Annotated in this window: 20 protein-coding genes and 1 pseudogene; 15 read left to right on the top strand and 6 right to left on the bottom strand. The window is 60.9% G+C overall.

The window, feature by feature from the left end; genetic code table 11:
* Nucleotides 1-4 precede the first annotated feature (4 nt).
* Genes WG898_RS03785 through WG898_RS03775 form a run of 3 tightly spaced genes read left to right on the top strand, consistent with a single transcriptional unit; the run spans nt 5 to nt 5,341 of the window.
* Nucleotides 5-1,396 (top strand): cyclic GMP-AMP synthase DncV-like nucleotidyltransferase, encoded by a 1,392-nt coding sequence (locus WG898_RS03785; protein WP_339601409.1) that lies wholly within the window; start codon nt 5-7, stop codon nt 1,394-1,396.
* A gap of 32 nt (nt 1,397-1,428) precedes the next feature.
* On the top strand, nt 1,429-4,656 hold the full coding sequence (locus WG898_RS03780) for a type I restriction endonuclease subunit R (RefSeq protein ID WP_339601408.1): 3,228 nt from the start codon (nt 1,429-1,431) through the stop codon (nt 4,654-4,656).
* 1 nt (nt 4,657) lies between these two features.
* Nucleotides 4,658-5,341: a M48 family metallopeptidase gene (locus tag WG898_RS03775; RefSeq protein WP_339601407.1), complete on the top strand. Its 684-nt coding sequence runs from the start codon at nt 4,658-4,660 to the stop codon at nt 5,339-5,341.
* Nucleotides 5,342-5,693: 352 nt separating this feature from the next.
* Here WG898_RS03775 and WG898_RS03770 read toward each other — a convergent pair whose 3' ends face one another.
* A complete protein-coding gene (locus tag WG898_RS03770) occupies nt 5,694-7,130 on the bottom strand; it encodes a hypothetical protein (RefSeq protein ID WP_339601406.1) in 1,437 nt (478 codons plus the stop codon).
* 373 nt (nt 7,131-7,503) lie between these two features.
* Between WG898_RS03770 and WG898_RS03765 the strand changes: the two genes are divergently transcribed.
* Complete coding sequence (locus WG898_RS03765; RefSeq protein ID WP_339601405.1) at nt 7,504-7,929, top strand: hypothetical protein; 426 nt, start codon at nt 7,504-7,506, stop codon at nt 7,927-7,929.
* A gap of 481 nt (nt 7,930-8,410) precedes the next feature.
* Here the strand turns inward: WG898_RS03765 and WG898_RS03760 are convergent, their stop codons facing one another.
* Both WG898_RS03760 and WG898_RS03755 read right to left on the bottom strand, forming a co-directional pair.
* Nucleotides 8,411-9,061 (bottom strand): DNA-binding protein, encoded by a 651-nt coding sequence (locus WG898_RS03760; protein WP_339601404.1) that lies wholly within the window; start codon nt 9,059-9,061, stop codon nt 8,411-8,413.
* 230 nt (nt 9,062-9,291) lie between these two features.
* Nucleotides 9,292-9,666, bottom strand: coding sequence for a hypothetical protein (locus WG898_RS03755; protein WP_339601403.1), 375 nt, complete (start codon nt 9,664-9,666; stop codon nt 9,292-9,294).
* Nucleotides 9,667-10,089: 423 nt separating this feature from the next.
* Here WG898_RS03755 and WG898_RS03750 point away from each other — a divergent pair, with 423 nt between their 5' ends.
* From WG898_RS03750 to WG898_RS03725, 6 genes are all read left to right on the top strand, one after another.
* Nucleotides 10,090-10,548, top strand: a complete 459-nt coding sequence (locus WG898_RS03750; protein WP_339601402.1) for an AAA family ATPase — start codon at nt 10,090-10,092, stop codon at nt 10,546-10,548.
* A gap of 362 nt (nt 10,549-10,910) precedes the next feature.
* The gene (locus tag WG898_RS03745) at nt 10,911-11,378 is read left to right on the top strand and encodes a hypothetical protein (RefSeq protein ID WP_339601401.1); all 468 of its coding nucleotides are present in this window, start codon (nt 10,911-10,913) and stop codon (nt 11,376-11,378) included.
* A 16-nt stretch (nt 11,379-11,394) separates the two neighbouring features.
* Entirely contained in the window at nt 11,395-11,592 is a 198-nt protein-coding gene (locus WG898_RS03740) for a hypothetical protein (protein WP_339601400.1), read from the top strand.
* Nucleotides 11,593-12,105: 513 nt separating this feature from the next.
* Nucleotides 12,106-12,861, top strand: coding sequence for a hypothetical protein (locus WG898_RS03735; protein ID WP_339601399.1), 756 nt, complete (start codon nt 12,106-12,108; stop codon nt 12,859-12,861).
* Nucleotides 12,862-13,007: 146 nt separating this feature from the next.
* Nucleotides 13,008-13,235 (top strand): hypothetical protein, encoded by a 228-nt coding sequence (locus WG898_RS03730; RefSeq protein WP_339601398.1) that lies wholly within the window; start codon nt 13,008-13,010, stop codon nt 13,233-13,235.
* A gap of 564 nt (nt 13,236-13,799) precedes the next feature.
* A complete protein-coding gene (locus tag WG898_RS03725; RefSeq protein ID WP_339601397.1) occupies nt 13,800-14,057 on the top strand; it encodes a helix-turn-helix domain-containing protein in 258 nt (85 codons plus the stop codon).
* Between the two features lie 67 nt (nt 14,058-14,124).
* Here the strand turns inward: WG898_RS03725 and WG898_RS25280 are convergent.
* Nucleotides 14,125-14,235: pseudogene (locus tag WG898_RS25280) on the bottom strand (magnesium chelatase domain-containing protein); the annotation flags it as partial.
* Between the two features lie 261 nt (nt 14,236-14,496).
* On the opposite strand from WG898_RS25280, the gene WG898_RS03715 reads away from it, so the two are divergent.
* The 3 genes from WG898_RS03715 to WG898_RS03705 are packed head-to-tail and all read left to right on the top strand — an operon-like array spanning nt 14,497 to nt 17,151.
* Complete coding sequence (locus tag WG898_RS03715; protein ID WP_339601395.1) at nt 14,497-15,213, top strand: TorF family putative porin; 717 nt, start codon at nt 14,497-14,499, stop codon at nt 15,211-15,213.
* A 22-nt stretch (nt 15,214-15,235) separates the two neighbouring features.
* Nucleotides 15,236-15,574, top strand: a complete 339-nt coding sequence (gene glnK / locus WG898_RS03710) for a P-II family nitrogen regulator (RefSeq protein WP_285234897.1) — start codon at nt 15,236-15,238, stop codon at nt 15,572-15,574.
* A 47-nt stretch (nt 15,575-15,621) separates the two neighbouring features.
* The gene (locus WG898_RS03705) at nt 15,622-17,151 is read left to right on the top strand and encodes an ammonium transporter (RefSeq protein WP_339601394.1); all 1,530 of its coding nucleotides are present in this window, start codon (nt 15,622-15,624) and stop codon (nt 17,149-17,151) included.
* Between the two features lie 58 nt (nt 17,152-17,209).
* Here the strand turns inward: WG898_RS03705 and WG898_RS03700 are convergent, their stop codons facing one another.
* Complete coding sequence (locus WG898_RS03700; protein WP_339601393.1) at nt 17,210-17,590, bottom strand: response regulator transcription factor; 381 nt, start codon at nt 17,588-17,590, stop codon at nt 17,210-17,212.
* Nucleotides 17,591-17,717: 127 nt separating this feature from the next.
* Here WG898_RS03700 and gshA point away from each other — a divergent pair, with 127 nt between their 5' ends.
* Nucleotides 17,718-19,013: a glutamate--cysteine ligase gene (gshA, locus tag WG898_RS03695; RefSeq protein ID WP_339601392.1), complete on the top strand. Its 1,296-nt coding sequence runs from the start codon at nt 17,718-17,720 to the stop codon at nt 19,011-19,013.
* 61 nt (nt 19,014-19,074) lie between these two features.
* Nucleotides 19,075-20,958 carry a potassium transporter Kup gene (locus WG898_RS03690; RefSeq protein ID WP_339601391.1) on the top strand — a complete coding sequence of 628 codons (1,884 nt, stop codon included), beginning with the start codon at nt 19,075-19,077 and terminating at the stop codon, nt 20,956-20,958.
* On the opposite strand, the gene WG898_RS03685 is transcribed toward WG898_RS03690, so the two are convergent.
* Nucleotides 20,955-21,740: a class II glutamine amidotransferase gene (locus WG898_RS03685; RefSeq protein ID WP_339601390.1), complete on the bottom strand. Its 786-nt coding sequence runs from the start codon at nt 21,738-21,740 to the stop codon at nt 20,955-20,957. The two genes, WG898_RS03690 and WG898_RS03685, sit on opposite strands and share 4 nt — an antisense overlap.
* Nucleotides 21,741-21,751: the final 11 nt, after the last annotated feature.

The raw sequence follows: 21,751 nt of genomic DNA, 5'->3' as shown, positions 1-21,751 counted from the left end.
ACGATTGTTCAACGGTAGCGCCGACCAAACGCTGATTGGCCGGGTCACGCCGACCTCGGACCAGCGCGAATTCCTGCAGAAACATTGGAACGACCTGGCTGAGCATCTCAAGAAAACGCTGGGGCCCCGCCACGGCTACACAATTTCCACTTGGCTACAGGGCTCGTACAAGTACGCCACGCTTATCAAGCCCGTGCACGCTGACGAGGAATACGACGTCGACCTCGGGGTGTACTTCGAATGGGGCGACGAGCAGGATATCGAGCCGACTCCAAAGCAGCTCCGAGACTGGGTGCAAGCGGAGATGCTCGAGTACAAGAAGTCATGCGTAGAACTCAAGGAGGTCGAGGTGCCCGCCAAGGAGCGGTGTTCTCGTGCCTCATACATACGGCAGTTCCACATCGACACGCCGGTGTACCACCTCAACCCAGACTCCGATATGCGGCGCTTGGCCTGCTTGTCGGACAAGTGGGAGCACAGCGACCCCAAGGCCATCTACAAGTGGTTCAAGGACGCAGTCAGCGGAGATGACCGAGACCAGCTACGTCGGCTCGTTCGATACCTCAAGGCTTGGGCGGCGGTGTCCTTCGATGATGCGGCCGATTCGCGGCCTTCGTCGATATTCCTGACCGTCGTTGTCACGGAGGCCTACCAGGCCCTGTGGCCGCAGCGGCTGCTGGGAATGGACGACGACGATGCGCTCGCGGCCGTTATCAAGAAGATGCACGACCGCCTCTTCGACGAGCGGAAGGTGGCGAACCCGATTGACGACGACGAAGACCTCAGTCGCATGTCCGCTGACGACTGGAATGGATTCTTGCCCCGGTTGACGAGTCTTCAGGACATTGCGGAACGCGCCGACGAGGCCGACGACGAGCCTTCCGCGGCTCTCATCTGGTCGGAGGCGTTCTCGTTCTTGATGCCGTTGCCTGAGACCGATGAGGTTGAGATGGTTGACGAGAGCTCCGGTCGCGCGGTGATGCAACTGCCAGAGATTGACGTCGAGGTATTCACAGGCAACCCGGAACGCTCCATCGCGCGGCATCGCAATGAGGTCCCGGGCGTTGCGAAGGATTGCTCGCTAGTCTTTACCATCGTGAACCCACATGTCGTCCCGGAGTTTGCGACGGTCGAGTGGACCGTGCGCAATGAGGGGCAGGAGGCAGATGTTCGTAGCGACCTGGGACACCGTCGGGTCGGAATGCGGTTATTGACCACCGACGAGCACACGGCCTACGTCGGTCGGCACTTCATGGATTGCATCGTGCGATTGAACGGACAGGTGTACGCGGTTAGGCGAGTACCTGTGACCATCCGCGACGTGCAACATGTGGGGCGCAATCCGCCCAAGCCTTCCTACACGAAACTCAGGAGCCTCTTCCGCCGGCGTCGTTGATGCTGTAGGAGCCAGCACTCAGGGACAAGAACATGACAGAACGCACCCTAGTAGAACTTCCCTTTCTCGCGCAGCTGAGTGCCCTCGGCTGGACGGTCATCGACCAAGGCGAGACGCTGCCGACCGACCCCGCCAAGAGTCTGCGCACGGACTTTCATGAGGTCGCGCTAAAGGACGTGTTCCGCAACAGTGTGCGAGCTCTGAACCGGGACCCTGTCGGCGTCACTTGGCTGCAGGACTCTGACCTCGACGCCTTGTTTGAACTCGTGAGCACGCAGAAGGGCTCCCTGGTCGAAGTGAACCGCGCCGTGTACACCTTGCTGACCAAGGGTGTACCCCTTGAGCGGAAGACGCCTAACGGCGTGGTCACAGAGTCGGTACGCCTTGTCGACTTTGACGACCCGTTCGCCAACAGCTTCCACGCAATCAACCAGTTCCGCGTGGAAACCCCGGGTCAGGTGAAGTCGCATATTCGGCCAGACGTTGTCCTCTTCGTAAACGGCCTACCGGTGGTCGTTATCGAAGCCAAGGAAGCCAACGCCTTCACCAGCATCCCCATGCAGGAGGCGAAGAAGCAGCTAATGCGCTACTGCGAGCGTCGCCCCGATGACACCAAGGGTGGGAAGCTCGAAGGGGAGGCGCGGCTTTTCCATGCAAACCTCTTCCTGGTCGCCACAACGGGCAACGAAGCGTCATACGGCTCTATCACCACCGACCCCGATGACTTCCAGCGCTGGAAGTCCATCATGCCGACGAAGTACGCGGCATTCACCGCGCCGCTGGGCGGCCAGGTGCGCCAGCAGGAGACCCTCATTCAGGGAATGCTGCCGCGCGACACGCTCATTGACCTGCTGCGCAACTTCGTCCTGTTCACGACCAAGGGCGATTCCCTGGTCAAGGTCGTCCCTCGCTACCAGCAGTACCGCGCCATCTTGAAGGCGCTCGACCGCATCCGCAGCAACACCGGCGCTGCCCGCGGCGGTGTCATTTGGCATACCCAGGGCTCCGGAAAATCGCTGACGATGGTCTTCTTCGTGCGCAAGCTGCGCACGAGCAAGGACCTGTTCGACCTCAAGGTCATCATGGTCAATGACCGTACCGACCTCGAGGACCAGTTGGAAGGTACGGTGCAGCTCGCCGGCGAGAAGGTGACGCGCATCGAGAGCTCGGACGACCTGAAGACCAAGACCGCCGGCAATGACTCTGGCTTCTACTTGGTCATGGTCCACAAATTCCGTGAGCAGCAGGAGCAGTTGTCGCCGGCACTGAAGACCGCGCTTGGCATTCCCGTGGCAGTGCCCAGGGTCAAGCCGTTCCCTCGCGTCAACAGTTCGTCACGCATCATCATCTTCATCGACGAGGCGCATCGGACCCAGTACAGTGACCTGGGCAACAACCTCGCAAATGCGTTTGAAAACGCCATCAAGATTGCCTTCACAGGTACGCCGCTCATCACGAAGCGGCATCGGCAGACCACGGTAGAGCGCTTCGGCGGACTCATCGACACCTACCGGTTGAAGGAAGCGCAGGACGACGAGGCTGTGTTGCCCATCATCTACATCGGCAAGACGACAAACACCGCGCTGACCCACAAGTCAGAGTTCGACCAGAAGTTTGAGGACCTGTTCGCCCAGCGGACCCCCGAGGAGCTCGAGGTCATCAAGCAGAAGTACGGCGGACGCGACGACATCTTGGAAGCCGAGGCGCGCATTGCCGACGTCGCCAAGGACATCGTCAAGCACTACGTCGAGAGCATCCTGCCCGAAGGCTTCAAGGCACAGGTCGTGGCGAACTCCAAGCTGGCGGCTGTGCGCTACCGGGATGCCATCGCAAAAGCACTGGATGCCTACGCGGCGGTCTACGCGAAGCGGCAGGCCTCGGACCCGGCCGTGCTCGAGCGCATTCGGTTCCTCAAGACGGTCGCCGTTGTCTCGGAAGAAGGTACCAACGAGCTCGGCGCAGTTCGGGAAGCTCGAAAGGATGCCAAAGAGCTCGATGCCATCAACAACTTTTTGAAGCGCTTCGACCTAACAAAGCCGGAAACAGGTATCGCCTTCTTAAACGTTTGCGACATGCTACTTACGGGTTTCGATGCTCCTATCGAACAGGTGATGTACATCGACAAGCCGCTGCGAGAGCACACGCTACTCCAGGCGATTGCACGGGTCAACCGCAAGGCTCCGGGCAAGCGCAACGGCATCATCGTCGACTACATCGGCCTGACGAAGCACCTGCGCGAAGCTCTGGACATCTATGTCGGCGAGGACGTGGATGAGTTCCTCGCGTGCTTCCGCTCGGTCGAGGACGAGTTCCTGCGCTTGCAGGCCACGTTCGAGCGGTTGGCGCTGTTCTTCCGTGAGCACAAGATTGACCAGGTCTACGACTGGGCCGCTCAGAAGCTCCCTCCCGACGAGGACTACATCGTCTACGAGTTGATGATGGACGTCATCGCCGACGTCAAAGAGCGTGAGACTTTCGATGTGTTGCTGACGTTGTTCCTACAGTCGATGAACTCGGTGCTCCCCGATGCGCGCGCCATGCAGTATGAGTCAGCGGCAAAGCGGTTCGCGTGGCTCAAGGCTCAGGCACGCGAGCGGTACAAGGATGCAAGCCTTGACCTCGGAAACGCCGGCGAGAAGATTCGCCGTCTGGTTAACGAGCATTTGGTTAGTCTTGGTGTCGACCCCAAGATTCCGCCAATTGAGCTGCTTCAGGCCAACTTCATCAAGCGGACCGAGGCCCAGGCGTCTTCAAAGGCTAAGGCATCGGAGATGGAGCATGCGCTGCGGAAGCACATCACGATGCACATGGACGAGGACCCGGCGTTCTACGGCCCGCTGTCGGAGAAGCTCGAGGAGGTCATTCGCAAGTACAAGGACAACTGGGACGAGCAGGCCAAGCAGTTGCTCCTGCTGGTGGGCTCAGCCACGCCACCCAAGGCAGACGCTGACGACGGCTTGGAACCGAAGGCGGTCGCGTTCTTTCGGTTGCTGACGATGAAGGTCGGCGTATCAACGAAGCTGCAACCTGCCGAAAAGGCAACGCTGAAGTCGTTGGTCAACGACCTGATTCCGCTCTTCCGCGCGGCCATCCAGGCACCAGGATTCTGGACAAACCATGTCAAAGTCTCGGAGCTTGAGGGAGAAGTTTACAGCCGCCTCGTCGACACCGGCATCGACGCGGTTCTCGAGCACCTCGATGAGTGGTCCAAGGCGCTCGTGCATCTCGCGAAGTCCCGTAGCCACGACCTGCTGTCCTGACATGCCTGCTGTTCGCGACGTTGAGTACTCGGTCGCTCGCTCCGACCGAAAGACGGTTTCCATCTACGTCGAGCGTGATGGTGGCGTCACCGTCAAGGCACCGCGGCGTGCCACGGACCAGCAGCTTCAACGACTGGTTGAACGCAAGCTGCCGTGGATATACCGGACGCTCGCTCACTGGGGCGAACTCAATCGCGCCCCCCCCGGGAAGGAGTTCGTCTCCGGCGAAACCTTCTACTTCTTGGGTCAGCCCTGCCGGCTTGATATCTCGCCCGATGCGCCTGAGCCATTGTCCTTGGTTGGAGACCGGTTCGTCCTCCGCCGGGACTGTCGCAAGCAAGCGGAAGAGCTGCTGCGCGCCTTTTACCGGCGCGCCGGATATGAGCGCCTTCCCGCGCTCATTGCCACACGGGCTCTGTCCATGGGCGTCAAACCCGGTAAGTTGCGAGTTTGGGAGCTCAACCACCGATGGGCTTCGTGCTCCCCAGCAGGCAACCTGAACTTCCACTGGCGAGCCCTAGGGGCCCCCCTGGACGTCCTGCACTACCTCGTCGTCCACGAACTGGCGCACCTAAAGGAACAAAACCACACCCCTAAATTCTGGCAGCTCGTCGATACAGAGCTTCCGGGCTGGCGGGAGGCTGCCGAGTGGCTGAAATTGCATGGCGCAAGGATGACGCTGTAGCCGTAGCTCCTAGCGGCGCACGGCGCCGGCAGAGGCGCATCGACGTCGTAGGCAGTCACGGCGCCTGCAGCACAGAAGCAGCACCAAACGAGGGTTGGCCTGACATGCTCTCCGAACATCCGTCCAAGCCCAGGGCGAGGGTTGGCGTGACCTCCTTGCCACCAATCGAAGCCCGCACGGGGCAGAGCCAGTCACCCCATTTCTGGTTGGTGCAACCGTCCCGACCACAGAAAGGAGCTTTTGCGAAAACCACTATGCAAATGTGAATCTTCGACATGAATTGGCGCCACGTCCGGCTGCCGGCTACGCCATTTCCACCATATGTACGGAACAACCTTGCTACCCGTCCTGCTTAGTTCTTGCAATAGGTCGTCACGCTCCGCAGGCTGACACCAAGGACTGAGGCGATGTGCGCATTCGTGTGTCCGCTAGCTTTCATCTCGCGCGCCTGCAGGGCTCTGTCACCAGTCCTCGCCAAGTACGCTTCACGAGTCGGGCAGCCGGCCTCCCGGCGCTTGTTTGCTTTTCGGTCGCGGTCACGCCGCCGAGCCTCATCGACGCCAACAATAGTCTGAAGTTGCCGTTGCTCATCGGACGTAATTTCGAGCAAGGTAACCAAGGTCTCGTTCCGAAACCTGTACCGTGGGCAGACCTCCATACCTTCAAAGATGACCTTCTCGCCGCGCTCAGCCGCTGCTGCCCGCGCGATTGCCGCAGATGTTGCAGACGCCAGTTCCCGAGCGGACCACGATGGTGCGAATTCACGTGCGAGGGATTGAAGCTCGGGTTGAATGTTCTGACACAGCCGCGAATCGGCCAGGAAACAGCTAACCAGAAACATGACGGCGTCTCGCTTCCCGGCCGGTGCTCCAGTCTTGCTCCAGCCGCGCAGCTCAAACAAGTTCCGTATGTCTTCGAGCCTGTCCATTGCGAGTTCGCTAGCTACCAGCTTCTTGCCTGTCTTCGCTTTCCTGCTGCCCAGGTCAGCAGCTCCACCTTCCAGCACCGTTAGGCGGTCGCGAACGGCCGCGCGCTTTAGGCGGTCAGCCTCCCACTCTGCCGCCTGTAGTTCCCGGGTCTCAGCCAGCGTCTTTAGCTCCTGTCGGGATAGCGGTAGCAGTTCGTCAGCCAACAGGTCAAAGTCGTAGGCAATTGCACCTCGGCTTGTTCGGGAGCCTCCCATTGTTGGAATCGAAGCCCTATGCAACACACGAACAATCTCGCCGCTTTTGGCATTGACAGTGCCCGTTACCCTCAATACGCGGGACACGTCGCGAGCCTGGGCATCAGCACCAAAGCAGGTCAAGCGCCTGCATAGCTCGTCCTGGACGGCTTGCCATCGTGGCGCGGCCCGCCGGGGCACAGGATTCGTGAGATACCACTTGACTTGAAGGCCTCGACCGGAAAATACGACAACGCTAGGTGGAGGCAGTTGCTCGTCATCGAGGTACTGCAGCAGCATGTCCCTCTGGTCCTCTGGCGAACGCGAAGCCAGATGCTCGACCCTGTAGGTGTCGAGGTCGATAAAGTTCGCCGTCATTCGCCACAGGTTCACAGCCTGTCGATTCGGTCGAAAAAACTCGTTCTGGCAAATGAACGCATCCCGACCAAATTGCTGCATTCGATGCAGTTGATTGGGGAGTTCTATCAGCTTGAATGACGACTGGCGCATGCGCCCACGTTCCCCCGTGGCCATGAGCGACACGAACCCTGCGCGCTGGGGGTCGTGATAGTCCAGAGCCTCTTCTAGCTCGTCATAGGCACCAGGTGCCAGCGCAATACGCGCCATTTCGGTCTCCCAGGATTGGGAGACCTGTTGCTATACATCTCATCGGTACACCCGCTGCGCCCTACTTCTCTTTGCCGCCAAGCTTTCTGAGATGTAGGGCGTTGTCTATGCAGTTCGCACCTCGCTTGCTGCTGGGATGTGTAGCAACCTGTTTAGTCAGTTATGGCCTGCTGTCGTATGGGCTCTCAGAGCACCGCCGCGATGTGCCTGGGTGTGGACAGTTCCTCGACACCTTCTCCAGTTCCTCATCAAACGGGCGCGCGATGACTGCGTCGCTATATGTCGGTGAGGCCATCTCAACTACGCACCGCTTTGGGCGCAACGCTCAGCGGCGGAGAGTTCGCCTCGCTTCCTAAACTTTCCCACTCCAAAGATGAAAACGCCTTCAAATCAAGCACCCATTCAACCTGACGAGAGTTCAACCAATCCGTCGAGGGAAGACGGCCCGTCGCACCGAGACTTGGCCGCCCGAATCACAGCGGTCGTCAATGCATGGGAACACGCAGGCTCGCCGGAGAACTGCCCCGCACAACTCATTACGCTATATGTCGACGACGAAATCGACATGACGCGCGACGAAGCCATTGCCGCCCTTGCCTCGAAGGGTGATGGATTCGACAGCCCCAACCTAGGCGGGTGCTCTGTGTACTACGACGGACGAGTTCAATGGGACACAGGTCATGACGTGACTTGGTGCAGTCTTGGCACGCTCGTAGACCACGCTGAACGCGGTGACAACGGTGCTCCCTCGTGGTTCGAACAGGCCTGGGTCATTGGTCCAGACCGCGAGGAAGACTGAGATGCAGAGACGTCACACGAAAACAGCACTCGAGCAACCCATGCGCACCGTCCAAAGTAAGTTGGAACAAATCGCTGACATGTGGACGAATGCCAGGGACATACCGGAGCGAGCCCTACAGCTCTCGTCAGGCGAATACGCTGCCTTGGCAATTGCATGTGGTCATGACAATGCCCTAGGTTCCCAAGCCGTTGTACGGTACCTTCAGCTGGACAGCGATTTGCAAGCATGGGTCTTGCGGCGACGAGGAATGGCACACCTCATCGGGACGCGCATAGGAGCTGACTAGAGACCCAGTGCATCGCGGCGGCAAGCCTTCGACTGCACGCTCGGATGATGTGATTTCCTGATTCGCCCTCTGAAGCATCGCGCTTCAGAGGGTTCTTCGTCATGCACCCGTTGACCTCATATGTGAGGGAGTGAGTCGCAGATGCAACTGCTAGACGCCAAGTGCTGGCCTGAAGCGCACTGGCGGTTCGCCTTAGTCAGCCGAACAATTGAGCGAGTCATTTGCAGATTCGACCAAACGGTGTTTCACCGCCCGAAATCGCTTTAGCTCCTCTGCCCATCTCTCAGGTGACAGGCGGTCAGAAAGAAGCTTTCTCTTCGTCGCCGCTTCGTAGAGGCGGACCAACGTGAATTGCCCGTCGATGTCCAACGACCGAATCTGGGCCGTCATCAATGGCCCCCAGTCTGGGTCCTGGCAAACGAAGGTCATCGCCCGGGGGACTTCAGCAGCAAACATCTCTTCTCGCTCGAATGCGTCGCGCTGCGTCAGCCGGCCTGCCATGAACAAAACAGCCAGCCTAGGAATGCCGAGGTACGCCGCGCACGCCATCGAAAACTTATCCGATATTTGATTGACCTGCCGGTGGCCGCTCCTGAGTTGATTCACATATCCAGGCGTCACACCCAAAGATGAAGCCATGTCTTGGTGCCGCTGCCCGCGTTCGTTTGCATGGGTAAGGAGCGCAGCCAGAAGCATGCCACCAGGCCGCTCAAGCTCCGCTGGGTTCAGACCTCCGCTCCATGGAACGGCATCGTCGCTACCCCGAGCGTTCTTGGAAGCAGCACGACCTTGGCCATCGGTTGTCAGTTGACAATTTGATTTTTGAACGATGTTGAATTGCATTGATGTTGGACCCGCGCATGCGCGGAATGACCACCAGGAGCGATTCCTGATGGCAAGTTGATAAGTTGGAGGAGCCGACTTGGGCTGCCTGTGCTTTGAAGCAGCGGCGGAGCAAGCCGAGATGCCATCCTTTGAGTGCCTCGCCGTGCGCGAAGCGTCGCGACGGGCATTGGTGTGACAAGGCCTTGGGCAGCCAGGAGCCCGTCAACCGGACTCCTGGCCAAACCGGGTCAATCGGGAATCTGCTTAGTTCCCTGAGGCCAAATCTGCTTGAACCGCTTAAGCAGCCCTTCCTCAGTGCCGTTGGCGTCGTCGTAGCAGTGGAGCGTCTCGCAAACCAACATGACGACCTGTGAGAACGATATCCGCTGGTTCATCAGACCAGGACCAGGTCTTGCCGGCTCCTTTAGGTCTCCGCTCTTGTACTTCTCGCCCCGAACGGCGGCCGCCAGCGCCCTTTGCAGCACATCAGTCACCTCGATGGCGTAGTCGAATGGCGCCTTTGAGTAGTGCAAAACGTCGGCGCGCAGCTGTTCGTAGGTAGCTTCGTCAACGCCGAAGCGCTCCACGTCGTACAGAAAATCAAAACAAACGTCTGAAAGCATTTTTCGAATCTTTGAAAAGTGCTCAGACCTCGCTCGATAGGCAAGGCCTGAGCGATTGATGGTTGACACGCCGGAGACGTGTCGAAAACTTGTTTCTTGGGGGATTTTTTAAAGAGCACCCGATGAGGGGTCCGCCCGTCTGACGACGGGGGCGGCCGGTGGGTGCTCCTTGCTGAGTTGAGACTCAGGGGCGGTGGCGCATTGCGCGCTCACAAGCCGTAAGGATAGACAGGTTTGACATCGGCGCAAACGAATTGCGCCGATATGGCGTGGAGTAGTTCACGGACAGTCAGCCGATGTCGCAAAGGCACCTTCGGACTGCACGACACGTTCCGCTTCCGGTCATGCCGATTCGATAGCCATCACTTGTCGCGCCAAATATAAACATCGTGGCTGCACTGGGTTCCACAAGTAGGAACCCAAATGTTCAATCAGCACGCGCCCTCCTTCACGCTCAATGCCAAGCCCGGAAGTACGGAATCACGCCAACCAACCCCGCTGGTTCACACGGAGCTAGTGTTGATTCGAGGCCTTCCCGGCAGCGGCAAATCGACAATGGCCAGCGCTCTTGCGCTCGTGGGATACAAGCACTTTGAGGCCGACATGTACTTCGTGGTCGACGGCGCCTACAGCTACGACGCTTCGCGAATCCGAGACGCGCACGCTTGGTGTCAGCGCATGACCCGGGATGCGCTCGTCCACGGACAACGTGCGGTCGTCAGCAACACGTTCACGATGCTCCGTGAAATCGAGCCCTACCGCTCGATGACGACGAACATTCGAATTATTGAGGCACATGGCAAGTGGGAGAACAGCCACGGCGTTCCCGCTGAGGTCATTCAGCGGATGGCTGACCGATGGGAAGTGCTCAGGGCCGAATGATTGAGGGGTTCAATTCACGGAATTGAGCCCCAACCCCGCGGCGGCTCGGCGCCATACGGATAGCGCGGCATTACGACTGTCTTGCGGCCCATTTGCGGGCATAGCAACGTGAAATGGGCGATGCCTGGGCCCGCAGAACTCTGCCTCGCATGGACTCCACGCGAGCCATTAAGGCTCCCGTTAGTCACCTTGATGCCACAACTTTACAAATCGGAAACAAATTAGGTTGTCATGTATCGCGGTCTCGTTGGTCTAACGAAGCTGAGGCACTCACAGTTAGTGCGCACCGGAACTGAATCAGACGGCGAATTTTCAAATAGAAATGCAACTACCGCAAGGCACCAACACTGGAGATATTGAAAATGGAAACATTTAATTACACCGCAGTCGAAATACTGGCACTGTACAACCGCGTTTGTGACACTAACGAACCTGGAAAATTCAGTCCTGAGCTGCGATTGAAGGAGCTTTTCGAGGATGTGCTCGATGAAACTGATGAGGGTACTGCTCCTGAAGCTGCTGAATACATTGCCCGCAAAGGCAGCACGTGGAACGGCGGCGGCGTGGGCGCAATTGGCGTATGCGTGCGGAAACACGAAGACGGCGAAGTGGTAGTTTTGTGGGGCAGCAGCGACGGTTATACGTGGTGCAACCTCGATTGCTTGATTGAAGCCATTTTTGACGGCAATCAAGTGCCCGACTGGTACGAAAGCGAATGGGTCGAGGTACAAGACGACCGCGGCGAATGGGTACAACGTAACGTTCTTGCAGTACGCGAAGAAGAAGCAAAGTACGCGAGCAACGCAACATTCAACCCCTACAGCGACTAACCCAAGGAGCCCGCAAATGAACACATTCAAACTCTTCTGGATTAGCGCAAACCGCCAGGCTTCTATGAATATGGGCGACTTTGACAGCAAAGAAGCAGCAGAGGCAGCCAAGCCGGCAGCGTTGGCAGAATTGCTGGCACAGTGCAGCAGCAGCGAGGACCGCGACGGCATCAACGCTGGCGCTCTCGACGTGCAACAGGTCAACGAGGACTAACCCCCCTTGATTCCAACCCAGCCCGCTTCGCGCGGGCTTTTTTGCGCTCAAAGCTTGCACTCAACTGGCGCATAACGCGCGGACTATGGTCGGTTATGGCGATTTCCATAATTGTACTTTTGCCCCATAACTTCGCTGTTTCCAGCTCACTTCTCTCCCGCTTATGTCCAATCGCCCTCGTAACCCCTTGATTACAAACACTTTCCACCGACCATGCGCAAATTTGCGCGTAATCGGTGGAAAAACAGAATGGTGGCAATTCTATGAGCGTAAACCCTATGTCGGTCCGACCGGAGTGGCCAAGGATGCCGCAAGCGGCCCCTCTATCCAGTAGCGCTGGTGTGGGTGGGGGTCGCGCTAGCGGCGACTACCCAGGATGCAATTGGAGAGCTTTGTAGGCGCTTGTAGACGACTGTAGACAATTGTAGAAAAGTAGTCAGTGCGCACCAACATTGATAATTGCAACTGCCACCCATCCAGGCGGCTACATCAAGAACAGGTCAATTGAGCAAAATGCAGCTCGAATACTTTGAACGCCTCGGTACTGAGGCCAAGAGCCTGGCTGATGAGGTCGAACAAGCTTCCGGCGTCGAAGTCTGCATCCGAGAGAACCTAGCTCTCGCTGGCCGGGGCCCGGGCGGTGCAGGCATCCTGACCTGCGATATCTCCGCAAGGAGCATCGAGATTTCTACGCCTTCGCCCGACTACTTCCCCGACGGCGCGGTGATTCACGAGCTGTTGCACGCCAAGCGGATGCTCATTGAAAACGTGCCAAGACTTTCGGGAAGCGGGGTAAGCAATGACTGGGGCCCTGAGTTTGAGTCAGCCTTGACCCACCTAGACAACGCCATCGAGCACCTCGTCATCGTTCCTGACGAGCTAAGCAGAACCCCTGCCCGACGTGAGCACTGGGAAGCCGTTATGAAGCGCACCTGGGAGGTAGACCTTCCAGCCCTATCTGGGCAGCCTCAAGTGAAGATTTGGGCGTTCGTGCATTGGGCCTTTCTGCAGCATGTTCTTCCAGACTCAAGCAGTGTCAGCCCCGCTCGGGAATTGCTTGAGGCCAGAGGTTGGGCCGAGGAGGCAGGCCAGTTCGTTCTGGAACTCACACCTCTACTGCAGTCCAAACCAGAGCTTGCAATGTACTGCTTCAGAAAATTTGACCTGCCTGTCGAATGGACTGCCCTCGAGTACTTCGATTGCAGAGACGGTTCGTCGCACTTGGTCGAGCTGAGCGACCTACCGTCCAATTGCAGCGGGGTCGACTAGACAGAGTTGATGAGGGAATTCAGTCTTCAGTTCCAGTTCCAGTTCCAGTTCCGCCCGCGACCAGCATGACGAACGCAATGTGCCGAGTCACCATCACATGTCGAGGACTCAACGAACAGGCAGCCCGAGATGGGATTTGCCACATCTTGAGTGAGTTCAAACTTCGCGAATGGCACACCGACGTTGATTGCGCATGGTCTGATGGGCTACTTCACCTCGCTGCAACAAACGACTACGACACGGACGGGCAGGCGTTGCTCGATGAGTTCTGGGACGTGGTGATTGCAAGCATTAGCTTCGACGACCCCATCAGCTTTGAAGTCAGCTCAGTCCAAGAAGTCTCGGGACACGGGTTACCTCATTCGGCAAAGTAGCTTGCTGCACTCGAACGTCTTGAATTGCGTGAGCCCCTGTTGCTTTCAAAAGAGTCAGAAAGAAGGCTCACTGCTAAGATTACTCTCGGAGTTCGACGTTGTCGGCTCCCCTGCTTTTCCTCCCTGAGCGGGGCCTGGACGTGATGACAGCGAAAAGGCTTGCAGCCCCGGCTTTGTGCCGGGGCTTCTTTTTTTGCGTAGCGCGCAGCTATTGGAATAGCTGCCAGCAATTGAGCGCCTGGCAAACGCGATTGCCAGCTCTAGCCGCAATGCCTGGAGAGACCTTTGGATTAAGCGGCCCGCAGACCGCGAGTGGCGTTTGTCAGACGAATGCCGAAGTGAAGGCGCGCAGGAAAGCTGACGCTGGCCCAATTGGAGCGCTTTGTAGGTGACTGTAGGCGATTGTAGAGAAGTGGTCAGTGGGCACTAACCAAGAAGTCGCATCGTTCGCTTAAGGTGTTGGCGCTAGCTGATGCGATGCCAGAACTAGGCTATGGTGTATCGCCAATAGCGATATGGTGCGGATATCGGCTTTGGCGATACGACTGTCTAGCCGCCTTGGCTATGAACCAGCTCCTCTTCGTCCCCAACCAAGTTGGCCTCGTCCTTCGAGCGGTGCGCAAAGGCGCAAAGCTGAGTCAAAAGCAGCTGGCCGCAAGACTTGGCATGAGCCAAAACCGCCTTTCCGAGCTGGAGACCAACCCGGGCTCCATGCGGGTGGACCAGCTCTTTGCTCTCCTGTCTGCGCTGGGCCTCGAATTGCAATTGCAGACCCGGGGCGGCTCGCCCGCTGCCGGCAGCGAGGGCGGCGCGGAGTGGTAAGCAGGGGACGCGCAACGAGCACTCATCGCGTGTAGCTAAAACTGCCGCCGCATAGCATATCTAGTTGAAGACCAACCAGCGTGAAGCTGGGCAGACCATTGGTCAGATGAACCTCCACCGTGACGGGCGCGGCGCTCAGGCCGTCCAGGGCGCGGCTGTGGACGATGGCCAGTGACATATCGCTGTCCTCCCCTGGCGCCGATTGTGCCGTTGCTGCTGCCGCTTTGCGCGTTGCGCACGGTTTCGGGGCGTGCACCAGAACGGCGTCCAGGCGCTTGTGACCCAGCTTGGTGCGGTTTGAGTCCATGGCGACCGTGCTGGGGCTCCGATGCCCCAGGGAAAGCCGCGCATGAGGTCCGAAATGGGGCTGGCACGGAAGCTGCAAACAGGGGGTGAAACCGTTTTTTCTTGCCCGTCTTCCAACCTGAGGAGTTCCGCGATGAAGTCGATCTACGCCGCCATGGCCATCAGCCTGCTCGCCCCGGCCATGCCGGCGCTGGCCGATGAGCCGGCCAGCCCCCTGTCGTTCAACGCCAGTGTGACCACGGACTATCGCTACCGCGGCATTTCGCAGACCCGCCTCAAGCCCGCCCTGCAGGGCGGCGCCGACTATGCCTCGGCCAGCGGCTTCTACCTCGGCGCCTGGGCCTCCACCATCAAGTGGATCAAGGACGCCGGCGGCGACAGCAATGTCGAACTGGACATCTACGGCGGCTACAAGACCGAGATCAGTGCCGGCCTGACGCTGGACGTGGGTGCCCTGCAATACGTCTACTCGGGCAACAAGCTCAGCCCCAGCGCCAACACCACCGAGCTCTATGCCGCGCTGACCTACGGCCCGGTGACGGCCAAGTACTCGCACAGCACCAGCAATCTGTTCGGCTTCGCCGACTCCAAGGGTAGCGGCTACCTGGACCTGAGCGCCACCTTCGAGCTGGGCGAGGGCTTCACCCTGACCCCGCATGTGGGCCACCAGAAGGTGCGCCACCAGGGCTCGGCCTCCTACACCGACTATTCGCTCACCGTGAACAAGGACTATGCCGGCTTCAGCTTCGGCCTGGCCGCGGTGGGCACCGACAACGACAGCTACATCGGCGCCGGCAACAAGAACCTGGGCAAGAACGGCCTGCTGTTGTCGGTCAAGAAGACCTTCTGATTGAACCTGAGGAGACCTCACCATGAAACTCATCACCGCAGTCATCAAGCCCTTCAAGCTGGATGAGGTCCGCGAGGCGCTCAGCGCCATCGGCGTGCAGGGCCTGACCGTCACGGAAGTGAAGGGCTTCGGCCGCCAGAAGGGCCATACCGAGCTTTACCGTGGCGCCGAATACGTGGTCGACTTCCTGCCCAAGGTCAAGGTCGAGGCCGCCGTGGCCGATGCGGTGGTGGAGCAGGTGATCGAGGCGATCGAGAAATCCGCCCGCACCGGCAAGATCGGCGACGGCAAGATCTTTGTCTCGCCGCTCGACCAGGTGGTGCGCATCCGCACCGGCGAAACCGGGCAGGACGCGCTCTAAGCGCCGGCCTCGCTTTCAGAACTTCCCCCTTCCGGAGATTCCCGATCATGAAGAAACTGCTTGCCTGCCTGGCCCTGGCCGCTGCGGCGCTGGCGCCCAGTGCCTGGGCGCAAGACGCGGCGTCCGCGCCTGCTGCCGCCGCTGCCGTCGCCGCGGCGCCTGAGGCCGCTTCGGCCGCCGCGCCCGCGCCCGCTGCTGCGTCGGCGCCTGCCGAGGCCGCCTCGGCCCCGGCCGCTGCCCCCGTGCCCAACAAGGGCGACACCACCTGGATGATGGTCTCGACCCTGCTGGTCATCATGATGACGGTGCCAGGTCTTGCCCTGTTCTACGGCGGCCTGGTGCGCAGCAAGAACATGCTGTCGGTGCTGATGCAGGTGATGGTCACCTTCTCGATGATCGTGGTGCTGTGGGTGCTGTACGGCTACAGCATCGCCTTCACCGAGGGCAATGCCTACTTCGGCGGGCTGGATCGGGTCTTCATGAAGGGCGTCTGGGACAACGCGGCCGGCACCTTTGCCAACGCCGCCACCTTCAGCAAGGGTGTCTATATTCCCGAGATCGTGTTCGCGGCCTTCCAGGCCACCTTTGCCGGTATCACCGCCTGCCTGATCGTCGGCGCCTTCGCCGAGCGCGCCAAGTTCTCGGCGGTGCTGCTGTTCATGGCGCTGTGGTTCACCTTCAGCTATCTGCCGATCGCCCACATGGTCTGGTTCTGGATGGGCCCGGATGCCTACAGCGCCGCGGCCGTGGTGGACGAGATGAATGGCAAGGCCGGCCTGCTGTGGCAATGGGGCGCGCTGGACTTCGCAGGCGGCACCGTGGTGCACATCAATGCTGCCGTCGCCGGCCTGGTGGGCGCCTACTTCATGGGCAAGCGCATCGGCTACGGCCGCGAGTCCTTCACCCCGCACAGCCTGACCCTGACCATGGTGGGTGCCTCGCTGCTGTGGGTGGGCTGGTTCGGCTTCAACGCCGGCTCGGCGCTCGAAGCCAATGGCTTCGCCGCCCTGGCCTTCATCAACACCTTCGTCGCCACCGCCGCCGCGGTGCTGTCATGGAGCGTGGGTGAAGCGCTGCACAAGGGCAAGGCCTCGATGCTGGGTGCCGCCTCGGGTGCCGTGGCGGGCCTGGTGGCCATCACCCCCGCCGCCGGTAATGTCGGCGTGGGCGGTGCGCTGATCATCGGTGCGATCGCCGGCTTCGCCTGCCTGTGGGGCGTGTCGGGCCTGAAGAAGCTGCTGGGTGCGGACGACTCGCTGGACGTGTTTGGCGTGCATGGCGTTGGCGGCATCGTCGGTGCGCTGCTGACCGGTGTGTTCAACTCGCCCAGCCTGGGCGGCCCCAGCGCCGTGGCCGACTGGGTCTCGGTGACCATGATCACGGGCGATGCCTACTCCATCGGCGCCCAGGTACTGACCCAGGCCAAGGCGGTGGGCGTGACCGTGGTCTGGTCGGCCATCGTCTCGGTGATCGCCTACAAGATCGTCGATCTGGTGCTCGGCCTGCGCGTCAGCGAAGAGGAAGAGCGCGAGGGCCTGGACATCAGCTCGCACGGCGAGACGGCGTACCACAAGTAAGCCGCACGCCTTCGACAAAAGGCCGCCCTTGGGCGGCCTTTTTCTTGTACGGTAGGGGTCAGGTCTTGCGGCCGCGCAGCAGAATCGCCAGCAGCTCCAGCAGCTTGGCCGGGCTGAAGGGTTTGGCGAGGAAGAAGTTGGCGCCCAGCCCCAGGGCCTCGGCCTTGTCCTGCTCGCTGGCCGCGGCGGTCAGCATGACGATCAGGGTGTTGGCGAAAGCTGGGTCGGCGCGCAGGGTCTTGCAGACCTCCAGCCCGTCCATGCCGCCGGGCATCATCACGTCCAGCAGCACCAGGTCCGGGCGCACCGTCTGCGCCAGTTGCAGGCCGAGCGCCCCGTTGGCGGCCTCGTAGATGACGTAGGGGCTGTCTTCCAGGGCCCAACGCACCAGGCGGCGGATGTCGGCCTGGTCGTCGACGATCAGGATCTTTGGCTTCATGGGGCTTGCACTGCTGGCGTTCACAGCCCCGAGCATATCGCCTGCTCCTGTCTTGGGATTTCCATTTGCGCCCCCATGTGCATCAGCCTCCTAGAATCGGCCGACGACGCAACGCTGGCTCCGCATCATGGTTCCCCACCTCATTACCGCACTTACCGGCCCCATCAACGAGCTGGAGCAACGCGTGCTCGAGTCCATGCCGGCGATCGAGCGTTGGTTCCGCCTCGAGTGGATGGAGCACACGCCGCCCTTCTACAGCTCGGTGGACCTGCGCAACGCCGGCTTCAAGCTGGCACCGGTGGACACCAATCTGTTCCCGGGCGGCTTCAACAACCTCACCCCCGAAATGCTGCCGCTGGCGGTGCAGGCGGCAATGGCAGCGATCGAGAAGATCTGCCCCGAGGCCAAGAACCTGCTGCTGGTGCCCGAGGGCCATACGCGCAACAGCTTCTATCTCGCCAATGTGGCGACGCTGACGCGCATCTTCACCCAGGCCGGCCTGAACGTGCGCCTGGGCACGTTGGACGAGAGCATCAAGGAGCCCACGGTCTTGGCATTGCCCGACGGTGGCCAGCTGACCATCGAGCCGCTGGTGCGCAAGCGCGGGCGCCTGGGGCTGAAGGACTTCGACCCTTGCACCATTCTGCTCAACAACGACCTTAGCGCCGGCGTGCCGCGCGTGCTGGAGCATCTGCACGAGCAATACCTGCTGCCGCCGCTGCACGCGGGCTGGGCGCAGCGCCGCAAGAGCAACCACTTCCGTGCCTACGAGGAAGTGGCGAAGAAGTTTGCCAAGCTGCTGGGCATGGACCCCTGGCTGATCAACCCGATGTTCGCGCCGGTGCAGGGCCTGGATTTCAGCACCGGCCAGGGCCTGGACGCGCTGCAGACCCAGGTGGACAACATCCTCAACAAGACGCGCCGCAAGTACAAGGAATACGGCATCCAGGAGAAGCCCTTTGTAGTGGTGAAGCCCGATGCCGGCACCTACGGCATGGGCATCATGACGGTGCGCGACGCCAAGGACCTCGATGAACTGAGCCGCCGCACCCGCAACAAGATGAGCGTCTGCAAGGACGGCCAGGCGGTCAGCGAGGTGATCGTGCAGGAGGGCGTGGTCACGCATGAGCGCGTGCACGATGCGGTGGCCGAGCCGGTGGTCTACATGATGGATCGCTATGTGGTGGGTGGCTTCTACCGCATCCATGCCGAGCGTGGCGAGGACGAGAACCTCAACGCCCCCGGCGCCAGCTTCGTGCCGCTGGCCTTTGCGCAAAGCTCGCAGCTGCCGCGCCCGGGCGAGAAGCCGGGCGCCAGCGCACCGAATCGCTTCTACATGTACGGCGTGATCGCGCGCCTGGCCATGCTGGCGGCCAGCTACGAGCTGGAAGTCACCGACCCCGAAGCCGAGGTCTACGCCTGAAGGCGCACAATAGCGCTTTTGGCTATTTGAGCGGCGCCGCAAGGGCCCCGCGGCATTTCCTGTGGGTTCTTCTACTGCGGCACATTCGCCGTCGGCCCTGGCGGGCCTCACGCTCGGGGCATTGGGCGTGGTCTATGGCGACATCGGTACCAGCCCGCTCTACGCGCTGAAGGAGGTCTTCCATGGCGGCCATGTGGCCGCCACCACGGACAACATCCTCGGCGTGCTGTCGCTGATCTTCTGGACCATGACGGTGATCGTCTCGCTGAAGTACGTGCTGCTGATACTGCGCGCGGACAACAACGGCGAGGGCGGCCTGATCGCGATGCTGGCACTGGCCACCACGGCGGTGAGCGAGCGCCCGCAGTTGCGCCGCGTGCTGCTGGTGGTGGGCATGTTCGGCACGGCCATCTTCTATGGCGATGGCGTCATCACCCCGGCGGTGTCGGTGCTGTCGGCGGTGGAGGGCCTGGGCGTGGCCGCGCCGCAGCTGGAGCAATTCGTGGTGCCGCTGACGCTGCTGGTGCTCACCGGCCTGTTTGCGGTGCAGCGTTTCGGCACCGGCGGCATCGGCAAGTTCTTCGGCCCCATCACGCTGATCTGGTTCTTCGTGCTGATCGCGCTGGGCCTGCCGCACATCATCGAGAACCCCGAGGTGCTGGCGGCCATCAACCCCTGGTATGCCTTCCAGTTTGCCGCCGCGCAGCCGCTGGTGGCCTTCATCTCGCTGGGGGCGGTGGTGCTGTGCGTCACCGGCGGCGAGGCCCTGTACGCCGACCTGGGCCATTTCGGCCCGCTGCCGATCCGCCTGGCCTGGTACGGCATGGTGATGCCGGCCCTGGTGGTCAACTACTTCGGCCAGGGCGCCATGCTGCTGAGCGAGCCGGCTGCGGTGGAGAACCCCTTCTTCCACATGGCGCCCGACTGGGCCACGCTGCCGCTGGTGTTCCTGGCCACCGCGGCCACCGTGATCGCATCGCAGGCCCTCATCACCGCGGCCTTCTCGGTCACCAAGCAGGCGGTGCAGCTGGGCCTGTTGCCGCGCATGCGCATCCTGCACACCTCGGTGCGCGATACCGGCCAGATCTACGTGCCCTTCGTGAACTGGGGCCTGTTCGTCTTCATCGTGCTGGCGGTCGTGCTGTTCGGCTCGTCCTCGCGCCTGGCGGCCGCCTATGGCATCGCGGTGACGCTGGACATGAGCATCACCACCATCATGACCTTCTACGTGATCCGCTACGGCTGGAAATATCCCTGGGCGCTGTGCGTGGCGGCCACCGGCTTCTTCTTCATCGTCGACGTCACCTTCTTCGCCTCCAACCTGCTCAAGCTGTTTGCCGGCGGCTGGTTCCCGCTGGTGATCGGCGTCGGCATGTTCACGCTGATGCTGACCTGGAAGCAGGGGCGGCGCCAGCTCAGCGAAAAGTTGCGCGAGGATGCGATCGACCTGAAGAGCTTCCTCGGTGCGGTGTTCGTCAATCCGCCGCTGCGCGTGCCGGGTTCGGCGGTGTTCCTCTCGTCCGAGCAGGGCATGACCCCGAATGCCTTGCTGCACAACCTCAAGCACAACAAGGTGCTGCACGAGCAGAACCTGTTCGTCACCGTCAAGCACCACGAGGTGCCCTGGATCGGTTTCGACAAGCGCGTGGAGGTCGAGGCGCTCGGCAACGACTGCTGGCAGGTCAGCGTGCACTTCGGCTTCAAGAACGAGCCAGATGTGCCCGAGGCGCTGAAGTTGCTGGAGTCGCGCAACGTGCATCTGGAGGAAATGGAAACCAGCTACTTCCTCTCGCGCGACATCGTCTTCCCCACGGTCGGCTCGGGCATGGCGTTGTGGCGCGAGAAGCTGTTCGCCAGCATGCACCGCAACGCCGCCGCCGCGGCCGACTTCCTGCACCTGCCCACCAACCGCATCGTCGAGCTGGGCTCCAAGGTCGAGATCTAGGAGGCCGGCACCGCGTGTAAGGCCCGGCTGCTTTGCCGGCCCGCGCCATCGAAGTGCAGCATCTCGCCCTGCGGGATCAGGGTCCAGCCCTGCGGGTCGCCCTCCAGCGGTTCGGAGGCCACCACCACGCCGGCGTCTGAGCGGTTGACGTAGAGCGTGGGTGCGCGCTTGTCGGTGGCATAGCGGAAGGCCCAGAGCTGCTCGCCGTCGGCCAGCGCGGCCGCGAAGCGCAGCGGCTGCTGGATCTGCAGCAGCTGCATCATGGCCTGGGTCTCGCCGAGCACCTGGCTGGTGGCCCGCAAGGCGTCCAGCCCTTGCTCCATGCGCGCGATGATGAGCAGGAACAGCAGCTCGGAGTCGGTCGCGCCCTTGCGGTGTTCATAGAGATGATCGGGGATGCGCGCCTCCATGCGCCGGCGCAACTGACCATAGCCGCCGATCTGTCCGTTGTGCATGAACAGAAAACGGTCGTAATGGAAGGGATGGCAGTTCTGCCTGGCGATGCCGCCACCGGTGGCGGCGCGTACATGGGCAAAGAACAGCCCCGAGCGCACATTCGCGCACAGCGCCAGCAGGTTCTCGTCGGACCAGGCCGGCATGACCTCGCGGTAGACGCCCGGCGCAGCGCGCTCGCCATACCAGCCCACGCCAAAGCCGTCGCCATTCGTCACCACCTTGGCCTCCTCGGCGCGCAGTGACTGGCGCACCAGCGAATGCCGCGGGGCGCATACCAACTCATCCAGGAAGATCGGCGCGCCCAGGTAGGCCAGAAATCTGCACATGCTGTTTATGC

The organism is Paucibacter soli (assembly GCF_037482845.1).
GTDB lineage: Bacteria > Pseudomonadota > Gammaproteobacteria > Burkholderiales > Burkholderiaceae_C > Paucibacter_B > Paucibacter_B soli.
Note: the sequence above shows the minus strand (reverse complement) of the source record. Positions and strands in the feature narration are given on the sequence as shown.